We start from the raw sequence: 16,659 nt of genomic DNA, 5'->3' as shown, positions 1-16,659 counted from the left end.
TCTCCCACGACGGAACCACCGGGAGGCCCCATGGAACGGCGTACATTCCTCGCAGTCGGCACGGCGGGCATCGCCGCGGCCGCAACCCCCCTCACCGCCGCCTGCACGGCAGCGGACACCCGCTCCAGGACCACGGCCACCGCCAGAACCAGCACCACCACGAAGACCGCAGCCGACTGGTCCGCCCTCGCGCGCGACCTCGACGGCCCCCTCATCCGCCCGGGCGACACCGACTGGAAGACGGCCCGGCAGCTGTACAACACCCGTTTCGACGCGCTCAAGCCCGCCGCGGTCGCGTACGTGTCCCACCCGGACGACATCCGCACCGCCCTGGCCTACGCCCGCGGCCACGCCCTGCGCGTGGCGATCCGCAACGGCGGCCACTCCTACGCGGGCTGGTCCTCCGGCGACGGCCGCCTGATCATCGACGTCTCGAAGCTCAACCGCGTCCGGGCGTCCGGCACCACCGCGGTGGTCGGCGCCGGCGCCAAACTCATCGACGTCTACCGCGCCCTCGCCGCCAAAGGCATGACGATCCCCGCCGGCTCCTGCCCCACCGTCGGCGTCTCGGGCCTCACCCTCGGCGGCGGACACGGCGTGGTCTCCCGCGCCTACGGCCTGACCTGCGACAGCCTCACCCGGGCCACCCTGATCACCGCGGACGGCAAGCAGCTCACCGCCGACGCCACCGAGCACAAGGACCTCTTCTGGGCCCTGCGCGGCGCCGGCAACGGCAACTTCGGCGTCGTGACGGAACTGCACTTCACGACCCACCCGGCCCCGCAGGGCGTCTCGGCGTACCTGTCCTGGCCGGCGTCGAAGGCGGCGGCGGTGGTGAAGGCCTGGCAGGAGTGGGGCCCCTCGCAGCCCGACGAGATCTGGTCCTCCCTCCACCTGGCGAACGCCGCCGGCGGCAACCCGACCGTCTCCGTCGCGGCCTTCTCCCTCGGCACCTACGGCGAGCTGAAGAACGCGGTGGACCGCCTCGCCGACCGCGTCGGCGCCCCGGCGAGCAGCGTCTCCCTGAAGCGCCGCTCGTACGAGGAGTCGATGGAGGTGTACGCCGGCTGCTCCTCGTTCCCGGCGGACGCCCAGTGCCATCTGCCCGGCTCGACCCCGGGCCGTTCCCCGAAGGGCGCGCTGGGCCGCGAGACGTACGCCGCGGCCTCGGACTTCTTCGACCGCTCCCTCTCGGCGGCCGGCATCCGCACACTGCTGACCCAGATCAGGTCGGTACGCGGCGGCACGGGCAGCATCGCCCTCACAGCCCTCGGCGGAGCGGTGAACCGGGTCTCCCCGACGTCCACGGCGTTCGTCCACCGCCGTTCCCGCATGCTGGCCCAGTACATCGCCGCCTGGCGTCCCGGCACGACGGGCACCACGGCCCGCGACTGGCTGGCCTCGGCCCACAAGTCCATGCGCCCGTACGCCTCGGGCGCGGCCTACCAGAACTACACGGACCCGACCCTCACCGACTGGCGCAAGGCGTACTACGGCGACGCGGCCCCCCGCCTGAAGAAACTGAAGGACGAATACGACCCGACCCGCTTCTTCACATATCCCCAGGCGCTGTGAGCCGAGTTGCGGGCGCGAGGACTACGCGGCGAGGTCCCTCTCGGACGCCCCGCCCCGCTCACTCCGCGCCCCGGGAAGCACCGCATCCGATCCATCCCCACCGACCCCGCGCCCACGAGCCCGCACCAGCCACCCCACCCGAGGCGACCGCTCAACCGCCCGCGCCACAGGCGTCAACAACGCCATCGCCACCGGCGACAACAGCAACGCCACGGCCGTCCCCAGCGCGAACCCGCCCACGACATCCGTCGGGTAATGCACACCCATGTAGACGCGAATGAACCCGCCGAACACGGCCAGCACCAGCGCGACCAGCCCGAACCGCCGGTTCGCCACGAACAGCCCGACCGCCATCGCCATGACGATCGTCGCGTGGTCACTCACGAACGAGTAGTCGGTCTTGCCGCTGACGAGGACCTCGAGCCCCTGATGGTCGAGGAAGGGCCGGGGCCGCTCCACGAACCCCCGTATCGGCACGTTGACCAGCACGGCGATACCCGCCGCCAGCGGCGCCCAGACCAGCGCCGCTACGGAGGATGCCGCGTCCTGATCGCCCCGGCGCCGCACGGACCACCAGCACCAGAGCACGAGCAGGACGATGGCGAGCAACAACCCGTACTCGCCGACGAACTCCATGACCCGGTCGAACCACGGCGGCGCGTCCTTGGCCAGGCCATTGATGTCATAGAGCAGGTCGACGTCGGGGTTCGACCCGGATGCGGCGAGTCCAGCCATGGTGCTGCGGCCCCTTCGTCGTCTCTCCCGGCGCACCTGAGTGTGCGCCGTTCCTGCCACCCCCGTGGTTGCGGATCGCTTTCGCAGCACGCGTCCCTGACACGTGCCGACTCGCGTCCGCTCGGCTACGTCACAAGGAACGCATGGTCCCCGTCGATACGTTCCACACTCCACCGAATGATCACTCAGACGTTATCGAAGAGAGACACGTCTTCGCAGCTCAGGGGGTGGGTTCACGCTCGGCTCACACCCTCGTGGGCAGTGCTTTCGCGCCATCTTCCGTGACCCGGGTGGCCCCGAAGTAGTCGGGGGTGTCGATCGGGTCGAACCGGATCACCGCACCCGTTCGCGGCGCGTCGATCATGTACCCGCCTCCGACATAAATGCCGACATGCCGGATGGCACGCGAATTGGTGAGGTCGTCCGAGAAGAACACGAGGTCACCGGGGAGCAGTTCGTCCCGCGCCGGGTGCGGCCCGGCGTTGTACTGGTCGTTGGCGACGCGCGGCAGCTTGATGCCGACGGTCTCGTAGGCGGCCTGCGTCAGTCCCGAGCAGTCGAAGCGTCCGCCCTGCTCAGCGGTGCCGGTGCCGCCCCACAGATAGGGCGTGCCGAGTTTCTTCTGCGCGTACTCGATGGCGCCGGCGGCCTGCTCGGAGGGGTCGACCCGCCCGACGGGCGCCGCGAAGCTCTCCGAGAGCGTCGTGATCCTCTTCACGTAGTTCCGGGTCTCGGTGTACGGCGGCACGCCCCCGTACTTGATCACCGCGTACGCCCCCGCGTTGTACGCGGCCAGCATGTTTTCCGTCAGATTCCCGCCAACCTTCTTCACGTACGACGCGAGTTCGCAGTCGTAGGAGGCGGCGGAGGGAATCGCGTCCTTCGGGTCCCACACGTCCCGGTCGCCGTCCCCGTCGCCGTCGATGCCGTGGGAGGCCCAGGTACCGGGGATGAACTGCGCTATGCCCTGGGCTGCGGCGTGGCTCTGGGCCCTCGGGTTGAACCCGCTCTCCTGGTAGAGCTGGGCGGCGAGCAGGGCCGGGCTGATGGCGGGGCAGAGGTTGCCCCACTTCTGCACGAGGGTCGAGTACGCGGCGGGCACCGCCCCCTTGGCCAGCGCTTTCGCCCCACCGCCGACCCCGTTGACCAGGTTCCCGGCGACGATGTAGACCCCGACGACGAGCAGCATCACGAAGGCCAGGGCGGAGCTGATCGCAACACTCGCCACGATCCATGCCTTACGCACCGTCAACCGCCCCTCGCCGGCCAGGAGTCCGTCGCCCGGTCAGTGTAGAGGCGGCCGCCGCACACCGGAATGATCACGGGGAGGGGAGTCGGGGCGGAAAGGGGAACACCCACAAGCACGGGGCGGCACGGCGGGGGCACCCGGCGCACGGCCCCGTCACGCGTCGCAGCCCGCCGCATCCCGGTACAACCGCTCCGCCTCCGCACGGAGCACCACGCTGTAGGACACGTCGGGGGTCGTCCCGCCGTCGTCATGCCCGCCGAGGACCCCCACGACCTGCCCGTCCCCGTTCACCCAGGGACTTCCGCTGGTACCGCCGGCGAACCCCGGGCAGGCGATGCGCTGCTGGGTGGGACTGTGCGCCGATGGCTTGTTGGTGCAACTGACGGGCGTCTCCCGGGAGTCGGGGTATCCGGTGAGGGTCACGGCCGTCGCCCCGGTCGCCGTACCGGCGGCGAACCGGTACCCGCCGACGGCGTCCTCGACCCCCTCCCCGCCCCGAGGGGCGACCACCGCGAACGCCACGTCACTGTCCTCCCGCCGCCCCTCGACCCACCCACGGGGCATGAACCGCCGCTTCACGCTCCACACCCCGTAGGGCGCACGGCCGTCCCGGTACCCGGGCACGAACACGAGCGACCCGCGCCCGTCCAGGCAGTGCGCCGCGGTGACGAGGAGATCGCGGGACGGCGCCCGCACCACGGACGCGGTGCAGAAGTGCGCCCCGGCAGGCCGGTCCGCCCGGCCGGCGGGGACGAGCACCCCGACCCGCGCACTCCCCGCGACCGCCCCGGCGGTGACGGTCACCCCGAAGGGCCCGGCCCCGTCGTCGGCCACCGCGGTGGACGCGGAGGTGAGGGCGACGAGGACCACGGCGAGGGAGAGGACGCGCTTCATCGGGACCACTGTGTCCGACGAAGGTGAGAAAAACGTGTGCCGCGGCTTCGTGACAGACCGTTACTTGAGGAACCCGGGCCAACGGTCCGCGGCCACCCGTCCACGGCCACCCGGCCGCGGCCCGTTCGCCCCGCCAGGTAGCCTTCACCCGGAGAACACCGGCACGACTCGGGACGACCACTCACCCGACCGACCGTCAGAAACGGTCCGGAAAGGTGACACAGGCCGCAGAAGGGCACAACGGCGGAACCTCACGACAGGTTTCGCTCAGGCCTCATTGCCCGGCGTGACACGCCGTGATACACAGAGTGACCATACGATCCTTCGTACACCGTCCGCCGCCTCCCTTAGGGGCCGGCACGGAACGATGGCAAGGTATTCGTACGAAACCCGCCAATCAATGACGCCAAGTCGACATCCGGCAGCGTCATTGTCGGCGAGAATGAGGCCTGACCTCTGCACGACCGCAGAGGATGCGGAACTACCCAACAGGGGCGGTGACTTACATGCTCTTTGCGGCCGACAAGGGAGACATCAACACGATCATCGGCGGGATCGCTCCGGACTGGGGCCCCTTCGGCAGCCTGGGCAACGAGGCCAAGGTGATGATCGAGGTCGTGATGGCGGTGGCCATCCTGCTCTGCCTCGGCATCGCCATCTGGGGCGCCGCCAAGCAGCGCATCGGTGCCACCGCCCTGCGGGACACCTTCAGCGCGGAGCAGGGCAAGGGCCTCATCATCGCGGGCCTCACCGGAGTCTTCATCATCGGCTCGCTCGGCACGCTCTTCACCATCGTGTACGGCATGGCCGTGTAGGCCGGGCCCCATCCGCCCCGGCCGGGCACGCCCGGTCCCCCTCCATCCCACCCGCCCGTCGTGCCCACCGGCGAAGGTTGCGTTTCCCTGATGTCGAGTCACCACACCGCGCCCGCGCGGGAACCAGCACGGCTACCGTCGTACGAGGAGTACGAGCGGTACGACGTCGAGGGGGCGTACGCGGCATGAGTCTCGGTGACGAGCAAGAGGCCTCCGGCGGCTACGGCGGCACGGGCCAGACCCGCACCCGCCTGCCCGACACCGGATCCGACCCCTACGGCACCCCCCGCCGCCCCCGCTCGTCGTCCCGCAGCCTGGTCACGGTGGTCGGCGTAGTGGTCCTCCTCATCGCCGCAATCGCCTTCGCGAACCGCGACGACGACGACCCGTCCTCCACGGGCACCAACACAAACAAACCGGAGACAGCGGCAACGGCCCCTTCGGGAAAACGGCCAGTGCAGGCGAAGACCGGCAGCACTCCTTCGGGGTTCGCACATGACCAGCAGGGAGTGGAGAGCGCGGCGGCCAACTACGCCGTCGCCCTGGGCTCGGCCGACATGTTCGACAAGGTCAAGCGTGACGCCGTCCTACGGGCCATCATCGCTCCCTCCCGGGTGGCCGGCTTCGAAGCCAGACTGGACAAGGCCTACACACCGGAGTTCAACAAGAACATCGGCCTGAACGAGGACGGTTCAGCGCCCGACGGCTTCACGTTCGTGTCCCGGACAAGCCCGATCGGCACCAAGATCACCGAGTACTCCGCCGACAGCGCGACCGTCGAGGTCTGGTGCAGCGGTCTCCTTGGCCTTGCGGGCGAGAACTCCACGACTCCGGTCACGAACAGTTGGTTCACCATCACGATGCAACTCGAGTGGGCCAACGGCGACTGGAAAATCGTGACGCACTCTCAGGAGGACGGCCCGACGCCTGTTCCCGGCGATGACAGGGCCTCCAGCGCCGATGAGATGGCGAAGGCCGTCGAGGAGTACGGAGGGTTCACGTATGCCCGGTAGCTCGCACCGCGTGCTCAAGCTCGTCGGCTTCGTGGCCGCCGCACAGGCGTCCGCTGCACTGTTCGCCGCACGAGCCCTTGCAGCGCCCACGCCCACGCCGACACCGAGCGAGAGCGGCGACTGCTCGCTGATCGCTCCTCCTGCCAGGAAGTATTGCGAGGAAGGCGGCGGCTCCAGGGGAGGGGGCGGCGGCACCTCCCGCCTCGACCCCACCTCCACCCTCGACCCCCTCTCCTCCCTCGCCAAGGGCTGTGCCGACGCCGCCGCCTGGACCGTCGACAAGCTCAGCGACGCCGTGAAGGAGACGGCGAACGTCGACTTCACCAACCCCAAGTTCCTCCAGCAGTACGCCGTCGTCTTCGCCGCGTCGACGATCCTCACGCTCCTCCTCTGGCTCCTGGCCGTCGCCAAGCGAGCCGTCCGCGGCGTGCCCCTGACCACCGCCCTGTCCGAGGCCATCGGGTTCCTCTGGCTGACCGTCCTCGCCTCCGCCTTCACCCCCCTGATCCTCTACACGGTCGTATCGGCCACCGACGGCGTCACCGAGGTCCTCGCCAAAGCCACCGGCGACCAGACCGACGCCTTCTTCGGCACGTTCTCCGAGGCCCTCAACAAGGGCGAGGACATCGGCGGCGGCCCGATCATGCTGATCGTCGTCTCCCTGGTCAGCATCCTCGCCGCCGGCGTGCTCTGGCTGGAGCTCGTCATCAGGGCGGCCCTCCTCTACGTCGGCGCCCTCCTCGGCACCGTCGTCTACGCCGGCCTCGTCGACAAGAACCTGTGGGGCCACGTGCGCCGCTGGGCCGGCATCATGATCGCCGTGATCCTGGTCAAGCCGGTGATCGTCATCGTCCTCGGCCTCGCCGGCGCCCTCTCCGCCGACGACGGCCCCGACGCCTTCTCCGCCGTTGTCTCCGGCCTCGCCATCATCCTGCTCGCCATCTTCGCCAGCGCGATGATCTACCGCTTCGTCCCCGGCTTCGGCGACGAGATCGCCGGCTCCCGCAACAACCGCCTCATGCAGGGCGCCGAGAGCAAGGCCGCCGCGGTCATCAGCTCCCCGGCCTCCCTGGTCGCGCAGGGCATCAAGACCCACAGCACCCGCGCCGACAACAACGGCGGAGGCAGCCAGTCCTCCGCCCCCCGCCCCAGCAACCCCGCCTCCGGCGGAGTCGCCGCGCACAGCTCGCGCCCCTCGAACGGCGGCGGCGGATCCGTCCCCTCCGCCGCACCCGCCCCCCGTTCGAGCAGCCCTGTCAACACCCCCCACGCCAGCAGCACCCGCAACAGCCGTACCAACCGCACGGGAGGTGAAGGGCGTTGACGACCGACTCCCACGTGTCCCACCCGGTCACGCCCCGCCGTACGTATCTGATCGGCCGCGCCCGGCCGAACGCGATCATCGGCCGCAACCGCGAGACCGGCGAGATCGCCCTGATCGTCGTCGGCGCGTTCCTCGGCATGATGTGCGGGCTCCTCGTCCCCGTGCTGTCCCTGCGCATCGTGCTGCTCGCCGGATTCCCGATGCTGGCGCTGGCCGCCGTGTACGTGCCGTACAAGCACCGCACGTTCTACAAGTGGTTCGAGATCAACCGCAGCTACAAGCGCACCCTGAAGCAGGGCGCCACCTACCGCTCCTCCGTCATCGAGGCCGGTACTCGGATCGACGGCCGCGAGGTCGAGGTCGGGCCACCTCCGGGCATCGGCCGCATCACCTGGCTGGCCGCCCCCTTCGGCCCCGACGAGATCGCCGTCCTGCTGCACGCCGACCGCAAGACCGTCACCGCCGCCATCGAGATCGAGGGCCCCGGCGTCGGCCTGCGCGACTCCGAGGACCAGGAGGCCCTCGTCGACCGCTTCGGCACCCTGCTCAAGCACGTCGCCAACGGCGACGGCTTCGTCACCCGCCTCCAGATGCTCGCCCGCACCCTCCCCGCCGACCCGGACGCCCACGCCAAGGACGTCGCCGTCCGCGGCGACGACAAGGCACCGCCATGGCTGCAGCAGTCCTACGACCAGCTCCAGTCGATGGTGTCCACCAGCAGCGAGCAGCACCGCGCCTACCTCGTCGCCTGCATGCACTACACCCGCGACCTCGCCGCCGAAGCCAACGCCATGGCCCGGGCCGCCCGCGCCCACGGCGGCAAGGTCGACCGGGACGCCGGACTCGCCATCGTCATGGCCCGCGAGCTCACCGACATCTGCTCGCGCCTCCAGGAGGCCGACATCCGCGTACGGCAGCCGCTCGGCCAGAGCAGACTGTCCTCGCTGATCCACTCCATGTACGACCCGGACCACCCGATCGACCACATCCAGGCGATGACGAAACGTAATGCCTGGCCCGCCGAGCTGGACGCCATGGAGCCCACCTACCTCCAGGCCAAGACCCGCGAGTCCTCCACCCGCGCCCCCTGGTGCCACGCCACGGCCTGGGTGAAGGAGTGGCCCATGACCCCCGTCGGCGTCAACTTCCTCGCCCCGCTGCTCGTCCACACCCCGGACGTCATCCGCACGGTCGCCGTCACCATGGACCTCGAACCCACCGAGGTCGCCATCGAGCGCATGCTCACGGAGAAGACCAACGACGAGGCCGAGGCGTCCCGCGCCGCCAAGATGAACCGCACCGTCGACCCGCGCGACGTGGCCGCGAACTCCCGGCTCGACCAGCGCGGCGAGGACCTCGCCAGCGGCGCCGCCGGGGTGAACCTCGTCGGCTACATCACCGTCTCCTCGCGCTCCCCCGAGGCCCTCGCCCGCGACAAGCGCACGATAAGGGCCTCGGCCGGAAAGTCGTACCTGAAGCTGGAATGGTGCGACCGCGAGCACCACCGCGCCTTCGTGAACACCCTTCCCTTCGCCACCGGCATTCGGAGGTAGGACCTGATGCGGGACCCGCTGTCCGTCCTCACCGACGCCTTCACGTCCTTCCTCTTCGGGAAGGTCGAGACGACCCGGCTCCCGGTGCGCACGTCCACGGGCCAGGCCCAGGCGGTCTACCTCCCGACCGCCGCCCCCGGCCTCGGCGACTCCGGCGTCATCATCGGCCGCGAGGTGTACTCCGGAAAGGGCTACATCTACGACCCCTTCCAGCTCTACGGCCAGCAGCTCCCCGCCCCCCACTGGCTGGTCCTCGGCGAGTCCGGCAACGGCAAGTCGGCGCTGGAGAAGACGTACGTCCTGCGCCAGCTCCGCTTCCGCGACCGCCAGGTCGTCGTCCTCGACGCCCAGGGCGAGGACGGCGTGGGCGAATGGAACCTCATCGCCCAGGAGCTGGGGATAACCCCCATCCGCCTGGACCCGATGGCGGCCCTGGACATGGGCATCCGCCTCAACCCGCTCGACCCCGCGATCACGACCACGGGCCAGCTCGCGCTGCTCCGCACGATCATCGAGGTCGCCATGGGCCACGGCCTGGACGAACGCTCCGGCTTCGCCCTCAAGGTCGCGCACGCCTACGTCAACGAGACCATCGTCGACCGCCAGCCCGTCCTCACCGACATCGTCGAGCAGCTGCGCCACCCCGAGCCCGAGTCGGCCGAGGCGATGAACGTCGCCATAGACGACGTACGGGCCTGGGGCCTGGACGTCGCCCTCGTCCTGGACCGTCTCGTCGACGGTGACCTGCGCGGCATGTTCGACGGCCCGACGACGGTCGGCATCGACCTCGACGCCCCGCTCATCGTCTTCGACCTCTCCCACATCGACCGCAACTCCATCGCCATGCCCATCCTCATGGCGATCGTCGGCGTGTGGCTGGAGCACACCTGGATCCGCCCCGACCGGAAGAAGCGCATCTTCCTCGTCGAGGAGGCCTGGCACATCATCAACAGCCCCTTCGTCGCCCAGCTGTTCCAGCGCCTGCTGAAGTTCGGCCGGCGCCTGGGCCTGTCGTTCGTCGCGGTCGTCCACCACCTGTCCGACGTCGTCGACGGCGCGGCGGCGAAGGAGGCCGCGGCCATCCTGAAAATGGCCTCGACGAGAACGATCTACGCCCAGAAGGCCGACGAGGCGAGGGCCACGGGCAGAGTCCTCGGCCTGCCCCGCTGGGCGGTCGAGATCATCCCCACCCTCACCCCGGGCATCGCCGTCTGGGACGTCAACGGCAACGTCCAGGTCGTCAAACACCTGGTCACGGAGACCGAACGCCCCCTGGTCTTCACCGACCGCGCGATGACCGAGTCCTCCGCCGACCTCGAGGACGACGCCCTGCGCGCCGCCGAACTGGAGGCGGAGGAACGGGCGGCGGCCTTCGTGGAGCACCACCTGGGCGACTCCGAATCGACGGTGGCGTAGGGGGAGGACGCGTGAGACCGGACGACCGCCGCATCCAGCGCGACAGCCAGCAAGGCATCCCCGACGGCCTGCTGGTCGGCATACTCGCGTTCCTCCTCGGCATGACCCTGCTGGTGTGGACGGCCACCGGCCTCGCCGCCCTGTTCGCCCACGGCTCCTGGCCGTCCGGCGTCACCTTCACCCGCACGCCCCTGGCCATGCGCGGCCTCATCGCCCAGCCTCACGACATCCCCGGCGCCTGGCCCGACACACCGCCCGGCGAACTCTCCGGCTACGGCCTGTTCTGGGGCCTGTTCATCGGCCAGCTGATGATCCTGATCGTCCTGACGGTGTTCGTCATGGGCACACTGGCCAGATGGCGCGCGGTCCGGGCAAGGCGCCGGGCGGAGAGGACGACCCCGCCGGAGCCGACGGGGGTCGCGTACGGAACAGGTGGCCCGGCACACCACGAGATGCCGACGGCACAACAGCACAGGACACCGCCCACCCCGGCGCAGCATGACGCCCCGGCACCAGTGCAGCACGCGGCGCCAACACCGCACGACGTACCGGCACCGGCGCCGCACACCACCCCCACGTCGGCGCAGCACGACGTCCCCACCCCCCGCCGCGCAGCCCCCGAACCCACACCCACGCACCTCCTGGACCCGACGGCACCCCTCGCCCCGACCCCGGCGGCCGCACCCACGAGCCCTGCTTCTGTGTTCGGCCAGGAACGAGTGGGCGGGTGGGAAAAAATCCTCGTAGCCCCGAGGGAAACCCGCCAAACCACCGCCACCCAGGCCGTACGCGACGCGGAGGGCCCGGCCCTCATCGTCACCTCCAACCCAGCGGTCTGGCAGGAAACCAAAGACGCGAGGGCCAAACTGGGCCCCACCCACCTCTACGACCCCACCCACCTCTGCGCCACCCCCGCCCGCCTCCACTGGTCCCCCACCGCCGGCTGCGAGGACAAGGCCACAGCCACGGGCAGAGCAACCGCCCTCCTCGCCCCCGTCCGCCCCACCGCCAAACTCGACCAGGCCCTCAGCGACACCGCCGAGACACTCATGCGGAGCTATCTGCACGCCGCCGCCATCGACGGCCGCACCATCCGCCACGTCCACCGCTGGTCCCAGGGCACCCAGATCCAGGACGCCGTACGCATCCTCCGTACCAACCCCAAGGCCGCCCCCGGCTCCGCGGGAGAACTCGAAGGCGCCCTCACCGCACACCCCGAACGCCGGGACATGGCCCAGCAGCTGACGACCCGTGCCCTCGCGGCGCTCTCCACCGTCAACATCCGCGAGGCCTGCACTCCCAACCGAAATGATGCCCTCGCCCTGGATTCCTTCGTCCATGAAGGGGGCACGCTCTATGTGGTGGGTGAATCCATCGAGGACCCCAGGACGGACCCGGGCGCGATGCCCCTCCTGACGGCCCTCGTCTCCAGCGTGGTCGAGCGCGGCCGGCGCATGGCCGAACGGTCATCCTCCGGTCGCCTCGACCCACCATTCACCCTCGTCCTGGACGACGTCGCCGCCGTGGCCCCGCTTCCCCAGCTCCCGGAGCTGCTGGCCACCGGAGCGGACCGGGGCATGCCGACCCTGGCCCTGCTCCGCTCCCGCGAACAGGGCCGCGCCCGCTGGCCGCACGACGAACTACCGGTCTGAGAAGGGCACCCCCACAGAGCTCCGCTCCAGCACGAACTCCAGCTCCCGCTCCCCGGAGCCGGGGAGCGGCACGACCAGCCCACTCGGCTCGAACCCCGCCCGCCGGTAGAACCGCTGCGCCCGCCCGTTCTCCTCGTGCACGATGAGCCGCACCCGCTCAAGCCCCCGCCCCCACGCCCACTCCAGGGCCGCGTCGAACAGCACCTCGGTCAGCCCGCTCCCGCGCTCCTCGGGCCGTACGAAGACGCCGACGATGTGCCCCTGCTTCCGCTCCACCGGAAACCCGGCCCAGTCCGTCGTCCCGGGCTCCTCCACCAGCACGGTCAGCGTGCCCACCCACCGCCCGTCGGGCCCCTCCGCGATGATCTGCTGAGCCTTGTCGGCCCCTTCGGCGCCCCCAGCCGTCCGCTCCTGCCAGAAGGAGTCCGGCCGGGCCTCGGCCTCCTCGTACGTCTCCAGGAAGGCCAGGTGCGCCACCGGATCCCGCAGCGCCGCGAGCCGCAGCTCCTTCGCCGCAGGCCACTCATCAGCACGGACGGACCGGATCACATAGCTCATGCCGGCAACGGTAGTACCCGGGTACGACACCGCTCACCCCGATTACCGCCGCCGGTCCGACGCGGGCCGCCCCCGCACGCACGAGCATCGAAACATGCTGACGGCACACGAACTCACCAAACGCTACGGCGACCGGACGGTCGTCACGGACCTGTCCTTCACCGTCCGCCCCGGAACGGTCACCGGCTTCCTCGGCCCGAACGGCGCCGGCAAGTCCACGACCATGCGCATGATCCTCGGACTCGACGCCCCCACCCGCGGACACGCCACCGTGGGCGGACGCTCCTACGCCACCCACCCCGCGCCCCTCACCGAGGTCGGCGCCCTGCTGGAGGCCCGCTCGGTCCACCCCGGCCGCACGGCCTACCACCACCTGCGCGCCCTCGCCCTCACCCACGGCATCCCCCGGGCACGGGTCGAACAGGTCCTCGGCCTCACCGGCCTGACCGACGTGGCCCACCGCCGCGTCAAGGGCTTCTCCCTCGGCATGGGCCAACGCCTCGGCATCGCCGCCGCCCTGCTCGGCGACCCGGCCACGCTCATCCTCGACGAGCCGGTCAACGGCCTCGACCCGGAGGGCGTGCTGTGGATCCGCAACCTGCTCAAGTCCCTCGCCGCCGAGGGCCGCACGGTCCTCGTCTCCTCCCACCTGATGAGCGAGATGGCCCTCACCGCCGAGCACCTGGTCATCATCGGCCGCGGCCGTCTCCTCGCCGACACCACCGTCACCGACTTCGTACGCGACTCCGGCGCGGGCACCGTCAAGGTCGTCACCCCGCAGGCCCCCGACCTCGTACGCCTCCTCACCGCCCCCGGCGTCGACATCACCACCGACACCCCCGGCACCCTCCAGGTCCGCGGCACCGACGCCGAACACATCGGCCGCACGGCAGCCGCCCACGGCATCCCCCTCTACGAACTGGCCCCCAACGCCGCCTCCCTTGAGGAAGCCTTCATGGACCTCACCCGCGACGCCGTGGAGTACACGGCGACCCTCGAAGGAGCGGCAGCATGACCACGGCGCCCCTCCCCTACCGCGTGACCCCGGCCCGCGTCCTGCGCTCCGAGTGGCACAAGCTCCGGACCCTGCGCTCCACCTGGATCACCCTCATCGCCACGAGCCTGCTGACCCTCGCCATGGGCATGGGCCTGGCCGCCGCCTACGACAGCAGCGGCGAAGACGGGATGGACACAGTCCTCTTCATCCTCCTCGGCACCCAGTTCGCCACGATCAACCTCGGCGTGCTGGGCATCCTCGCCACGGCCGGCGAGTACTCCACGGGCCAGATCCGCGCCACGATGACCGCCGTCCCCCGCCGCCTGCCCGTCCTGTGGTCCAAGGCGGCCGTCCTGGCCGCGATCGCCTTCCCCCTCACCCTGCTGACGAACCTCGTCACCTTCCCCCTCGCCCAGTCCTTCCTCACCGGCACCGACCAGGCGGCCTCCCTCGGCGACCCGGGCGTCCTGCGCGCCCTCGCCGGCAACGCGGCGGGCCTCACCCTCCTGGCCGTGCTCGCCCTCGGCGTCGGCGCCCTGCTCCGCTCGGTCCCGATGGCCATCGGCGCCTTCACCGGCCTCATCATGATCGTCCCGGAGATCCTGGCCATGCTCCCGTACGACATCGTCGACGACGCCGTCCGCTACTTCCCCGGCAAGGCCCTGGAGACCCTGACCACCGCCCAGCCCCTGCCCGGCACGGCGTCCCCCGGCGCCGCCCTCCTCGCCATGCTCCTGTGGACGACGGCGATCCTCACACTGGCCGCCGCCGTCCTACGACGCCGAGACGTCTGACACGCGGTGCCGGAAACCCTCACGATGTACCCCGTGACGGAAGACCGGGCGCCGGAGCCCCTCACCGAGTACGCCCACCGCCTCACCCGCCGGGTGCGCGCCTTCGACCGACGCCACCCGCTGCTGTGGGACCTGCACATCACCGCTTTCTGGGTGACAGCGGCCCTGATCGACTACGTCGGCGGCGGCTGGCGCCACAACGCCCACAACCTCGACGTCCCCGGCTGGCTGCTCCTCACCCTGAGCCTCGCCCTCGCGGTTCCTCTCCTGTGGCGACGCACCCACCCCAGGACCGTCCTCGTCGCGATGGCCGCCTTCGCCCTCGTCAACGCGTGGACCGGCGCGGCCCTCCAGGCGGCCCTGCTCCAGCTCGCCGTCGTCTACCACATCGCCCTGCGCCGGGACCTGCGCAACCTGTGGTGGGCGACGGCCCTGGTGATCGCCCCGGTCCTGGTCTCGGTCGCCCGCCACGGGGAGGGCTCCTGGGACCAGCAGGTCGGCTCCCAGCTGATGTCCGTCACCGTGGCCGCCCTCATCGGCATCACCGTCCGCACCCGCCGCAACTACACCGAGGCCCTGGAGGACCGCGCCCGCCGCCTGGAGACCGAACGCGACCAGCAGGCCCGACTCGCCACCGCCGCCGAACGCGCCCGCATCGCCCGCGAGATGCACGACATCATCGGCCACAACCTCTCCGTCATCACCGGCCTCGCCGACGGCGGCAGATACGCGGCTGCCAAGTCCCCCGAACGCGCAGCCCAGGCCCTCGACGCCATCGCCACCACCAGCCGCCAGGCCCTCACCGAACTCCGCCGCGTCCTGGACGTCATGCGGGAGGACGAACAGCACCAGGCCGATCTGACCCCCCAGCCCGGCCTCACGGACCTCGACCACCTCCTCGACGGCGTCCGCTCCGCAGGCCTCCCCGTCCACACCAGCACCCACGGCAGTCCCGGCCTCTCCCCGAGCCGCCAGCTGACCGTCTACCGCGTCATCCAGGAAGCCCTCACCAACACCCTCAAACACGCAGGCCCCGACGCCACCGCGCAGATAGAGCTGACCTACGAGGACAAGGGTGCCGTGACGGTGACGATCACGGACACGGGCAACACCGGCCGAACCGACCGCCAGGCCCCAGGCGGTCGCGGCCTGCCCGGAATGCGCGAGCGAACCGCCCTGTACGGCGGCACACTTGAGGCCGGCCCTCGCCCGCACCCCGAGCAGGGCTGGCGCGTCCGCCTACACCTCCCGGAGGAAAACCCGCAGTGACCACGGTCCTGATCGCCGACGACCAGCCCCTGCAGCGCTTCGGCTCCCGCATGCTCCTGGAGAGCCAGGACGACATGACGGTCGTGGGCGAGGCGACGAACGGCAGCGAAGCGGTCCGCCTGGCGGCCGAGCTGCACCCCGACGTCGTCCTCATGGACATCCGCATGCCCGGCCTGGACGGCATCGAGGCGACCCGCCGCATCACCGCCGCCGGCGACCGCACCCGCATCCTGATCGTCACCACCTTCGACCTGGACGAGTACGCCTACGCGGGACTCCGCGCGGGTGCCTCCGGCTTCCTGGTCAAGGATGCCCAGCCCGAGGAACTCCTGGCCGGCATCCGCGCGGTCGCCACGGGCGACGCGGTCGTGGCCCCCAGCCTGACCCGCCGCCTCCTCGACGCCTACGTCCACCACCTGCCGTCGGGCCCGTCGTCGGACGCCCCGCCCCAGGAGGACCCCCGTCTCGCTTCCCTCACCGACCGGGAACGCGAAATCCTCACGGTCATCGGCCAGGGCTGGACGAACACGGAGATAGCCATGCGTCTCCACCTGGCCGAGTCGACGGTGAAAACGCATGTGGGCCGCATCCTCGCGAAGACGGGCTCCCGAGACCGCATTCAGGCGGTGATCCTGGCGTACGACACCAAGCTGGTACAGCCGTCGTGACGCCCGTAAAACACAAAAAGGCCCACACCGTAAGGTGTGGGCCTTTTCAATAATTGTTCGGCGGCGTCCTACTCTCCCACAGGGTCCCCCCTGCAGTACCATCGGCGCTGTAAGGCTTAGCTTCCGGGTTCGGAATGTAACCGGGCG

15 protein-coding genes and 1 rRNA gene are annotated in these 16,659 nt (G+C 70.6%); 11 read left to right on the top strand and 5 right to left on the bottom strand.

From position 1 onward, the window contains the following. The first annotated feature begins 30 nt into the window (after window positions 1–30). Complete coding sequence (locus tag ACFZDA_RS08415) at window positions 31–1,575, top strand: FAD-binding protein (RefSeq protein ID WP_391076892.1); 1,545 nt, start codon at window positions 31–33, stop codon at window positions 1,573–1,575. A gap of 21 nt (window positions 1,576–1,596) precedes the next feature. On the opposite strand, the gene ACFZDA_RS08410 is transcribed toward ACFZDA_RS08415, so the two are convergent. The 3 genes from ACFZDA_RS08410 to ACFZDA_RS08400 all read right to left on the bottom strand — a co-directional run bounded on the left by ACFZDA_RS08410 (window position 1,597) and on the right by ACFZDA_RS08400 (window position 4,453). Then, window positions 1,597–2,310: a phosphatase PAP2 family protein gene (locus tag ACFZDA_RS08410; protein ID WP_391076889.1), complete on the bottom strand. Its 714-nt coding sequence runs from the start codon at window positions 2,308–2,310 to the stop codon at window positions 1,597–1,599. 244 nt (window positions 2,311–2,554) lie between these two features. After that, window positions 2,555–3,562 (bottom strand): NlpC/P60 family protein, encoded by a 1,008-nt coding sequence (locus ACFZDA_RS08405; protein WP_391076886.1) that lies wholly within the window; start codon window positions 3,560–3,562, stop codon window positions 2,555–2,557. A 150-nt stretch (window positions 3,563–3,712) separates the two neighbouring features. Beyond that, on the bottom strand, window positions 3,713–4,453 hold the full coding sequence (locus tag ACFZDA_RS08400) for a trypsin-like peptidase domain-containing protein (protein ID WP_391076883.1): 741 nt from the start codon (window positions 4,451–4,453) through the stop codon (window positions 3,713–3,715). Window positions 4,454–4,959: 506 nt separating this feature from the next. Between ACFZDA_RS08400 and ACFZDA_RS08395 the strand changes: the two genes are divergently transcribed. The 6 genes from ACFZDA_RS08395 to ACFZDA_RS08370 all read left to right on the top strand — a co-directional run bounded on the left by ACFZDA_RS08395 (window position 4,960) and on the right by ACFZDA_RS08370 (window position 12,226). After that, entirely contained in the window at window positions 4,960–5,268 is a 309-nt protein-coding gene (locus tag ACFZDA_RS08395) for a hypothetical protein (protein WP_003991275.1), read from the top strand. 185 nt (window positions 5,269–5,453) lie between these two features. After that, window positions 5,454–6,281, top strand: coding sequence for a hypothetical protein (locus tag ACFZDA_RS08390; protein ID WP_391076881.1), 828 nt, complete (start codon window positions 5,454–5,456; stop codon window positions 6,279–6,281). Further along, the gene (locus tag ACFZDA_RS08385) at window positions 6,271–7,605 is read left to right on the top strand and encodes a hypothetical protein (protein ID WP_391076878.1); all 1,335 of its coding nucleotides are present in this window, start codon (window positions 6,271–6,273) and stop codon (window positions 7,603–7,605) included. Before ACFZDA_RS08390 ends, ACFZDA_RS08385 begins: the two co-directional genes overlap by 11 nt. Continuing rightward, a complete protein-coding gene (locus tag ACFZDA_RS08380; RefSeq protein ID WP_391076876.1) occupies window positions 7,602–9,158 on the top strand; it encodes an SCO6880 family protein in 1,557 nt (518 codons plus the stop codon). The genes ACFZDA_RS08385 and ACFZDA_RS08380 overlap by 4 nt, the downstream gene beginning before the upstream one ends. A gap of 6 nt (window positions 9,159–9,164) precedes the next feature. Then, a complete protein-coding gene (locus tag ACFZDA_RS08375) occupies window positions 9,165–10,574 on the top strand; it encodes an ATP-binding protein (protein WP_010036307.1) in 1,410 nt (469 codons plus the stop codon). Window positions 10,575–10,585: 11 nt separating this feature from the next. Next, entirely contained in the window at window positions 10,586–12,226 is a 1,641-nt protein-coding gene (locus ACFZDA_RS08370; RefSeq protein ID WP_391076871.1) for a TraM recognition domain-containing protein, read from the top strand. Here the strand turns inward: ACFZDA_RS08370 and ACFZDA_RS08365 are convergent. Further along, window positions 12,215–12,784, bottom strand: coding sequence for a GNAT family N-acetyltransferase (locus tag ACFZDA_RS08365; RefSeq protein WP_391076868.1), 570 nt, complete (start codon window positions 12,782–12,784; stop codon window positions 12,215–12,217). The two genes, ACFZDA_RS08370 and ACFZDA_RS08365, sit on opposite strands and share 12 nt — an antisense overlap. A gap of 94 nt (window positions 12,785–12,878) precedes the next feature. Here ACFZDA_RS08365 and ACFZDA_RS08360 point away from each other — a divergent pair, with 94 nt between their 5' ends. The 4 genes from ACFZDA_RS08360 to ACFZDA_RS08345 are packed head-to-tail and all read left to right on the top strand — an operon-like array spanning window position 12,879 to window position 16,512. Continuing rightward, the gene (locus ACFZDA_RS08360) at window positions 12,879–13,799 is read left to right on the top strand and encodes an ATP-binding cassette domain-containing protein (RefSeq protein WP_391076866.1); all 921 of its coding nucleotides are present in this window, start codon (window positions 12,879–12,881) and stop codon (window positions 13,797–13,799) included. Then, entirely contained in the window at window positions 13,796–14,575 is a 780-nt protein-coding gene (locus ACFZDA_RS08355; RefSeq protein WP_391076863.1) for an ABC transporter permease, read from the top strand. Before ACFZDA_RS08360 ends, ACFZDA_RS08355 begins: the two co-directional genes overlap by 4 nt. A gap of 24 nt (window positions 14,576–14,599) precedes the next feature. Further along, on the top strand, window positions 14,600–15,844 hold the full coding sequence (locus tag ACFZDA_RS08350) for a histidine kinase (protein ID WP_391076861.1): 1,245 nt from the start codon (window positions 14,600–14,602) through the stop codon (window positions 15,842–15,844). Then, window positions 15,841–16,512 (top strand): response regulator, encoded by a 672-nt coding sequence (locus ACFZDA_RS08345; protein ID WP_391076859.1) that lies wholly within the window; start codon window positions 15,841–15,843, stop codon window positions 16,510–16,512. The genes ACFZDA_RS08350 and ACFZDA_RS08345 overlap by 4 nt, the downstream gene beginning before the upstream one ends. 55 nt (window positions 16,513–16,567) lie before the next feature. On the opposite strand, the gene rrf is transcribed toward ACFZDA_RS08345, so the two are convergent. After that, a 5S ribosomal RNA gene (gene rrf, locus ACFZDA_RS08340) occupies window positions 16,568–16,659 on the bottom strand; the annotation flags it as partial.

Origin of the sequence: Streptomyces sp. NPDC007991 (assembly GCF_042958445.1) — a bacterium.
Lineage (GTDB): Bacteria > Actinomycetota > Actinomycetes > Streptomycetales > Streptomycetaceae > Streptomyces.
The sequence above is the reverse complement of the archived record's forward strand: the minus strand, read 5'-3'. Positions and strand labels throughout refer to the sequence as shown.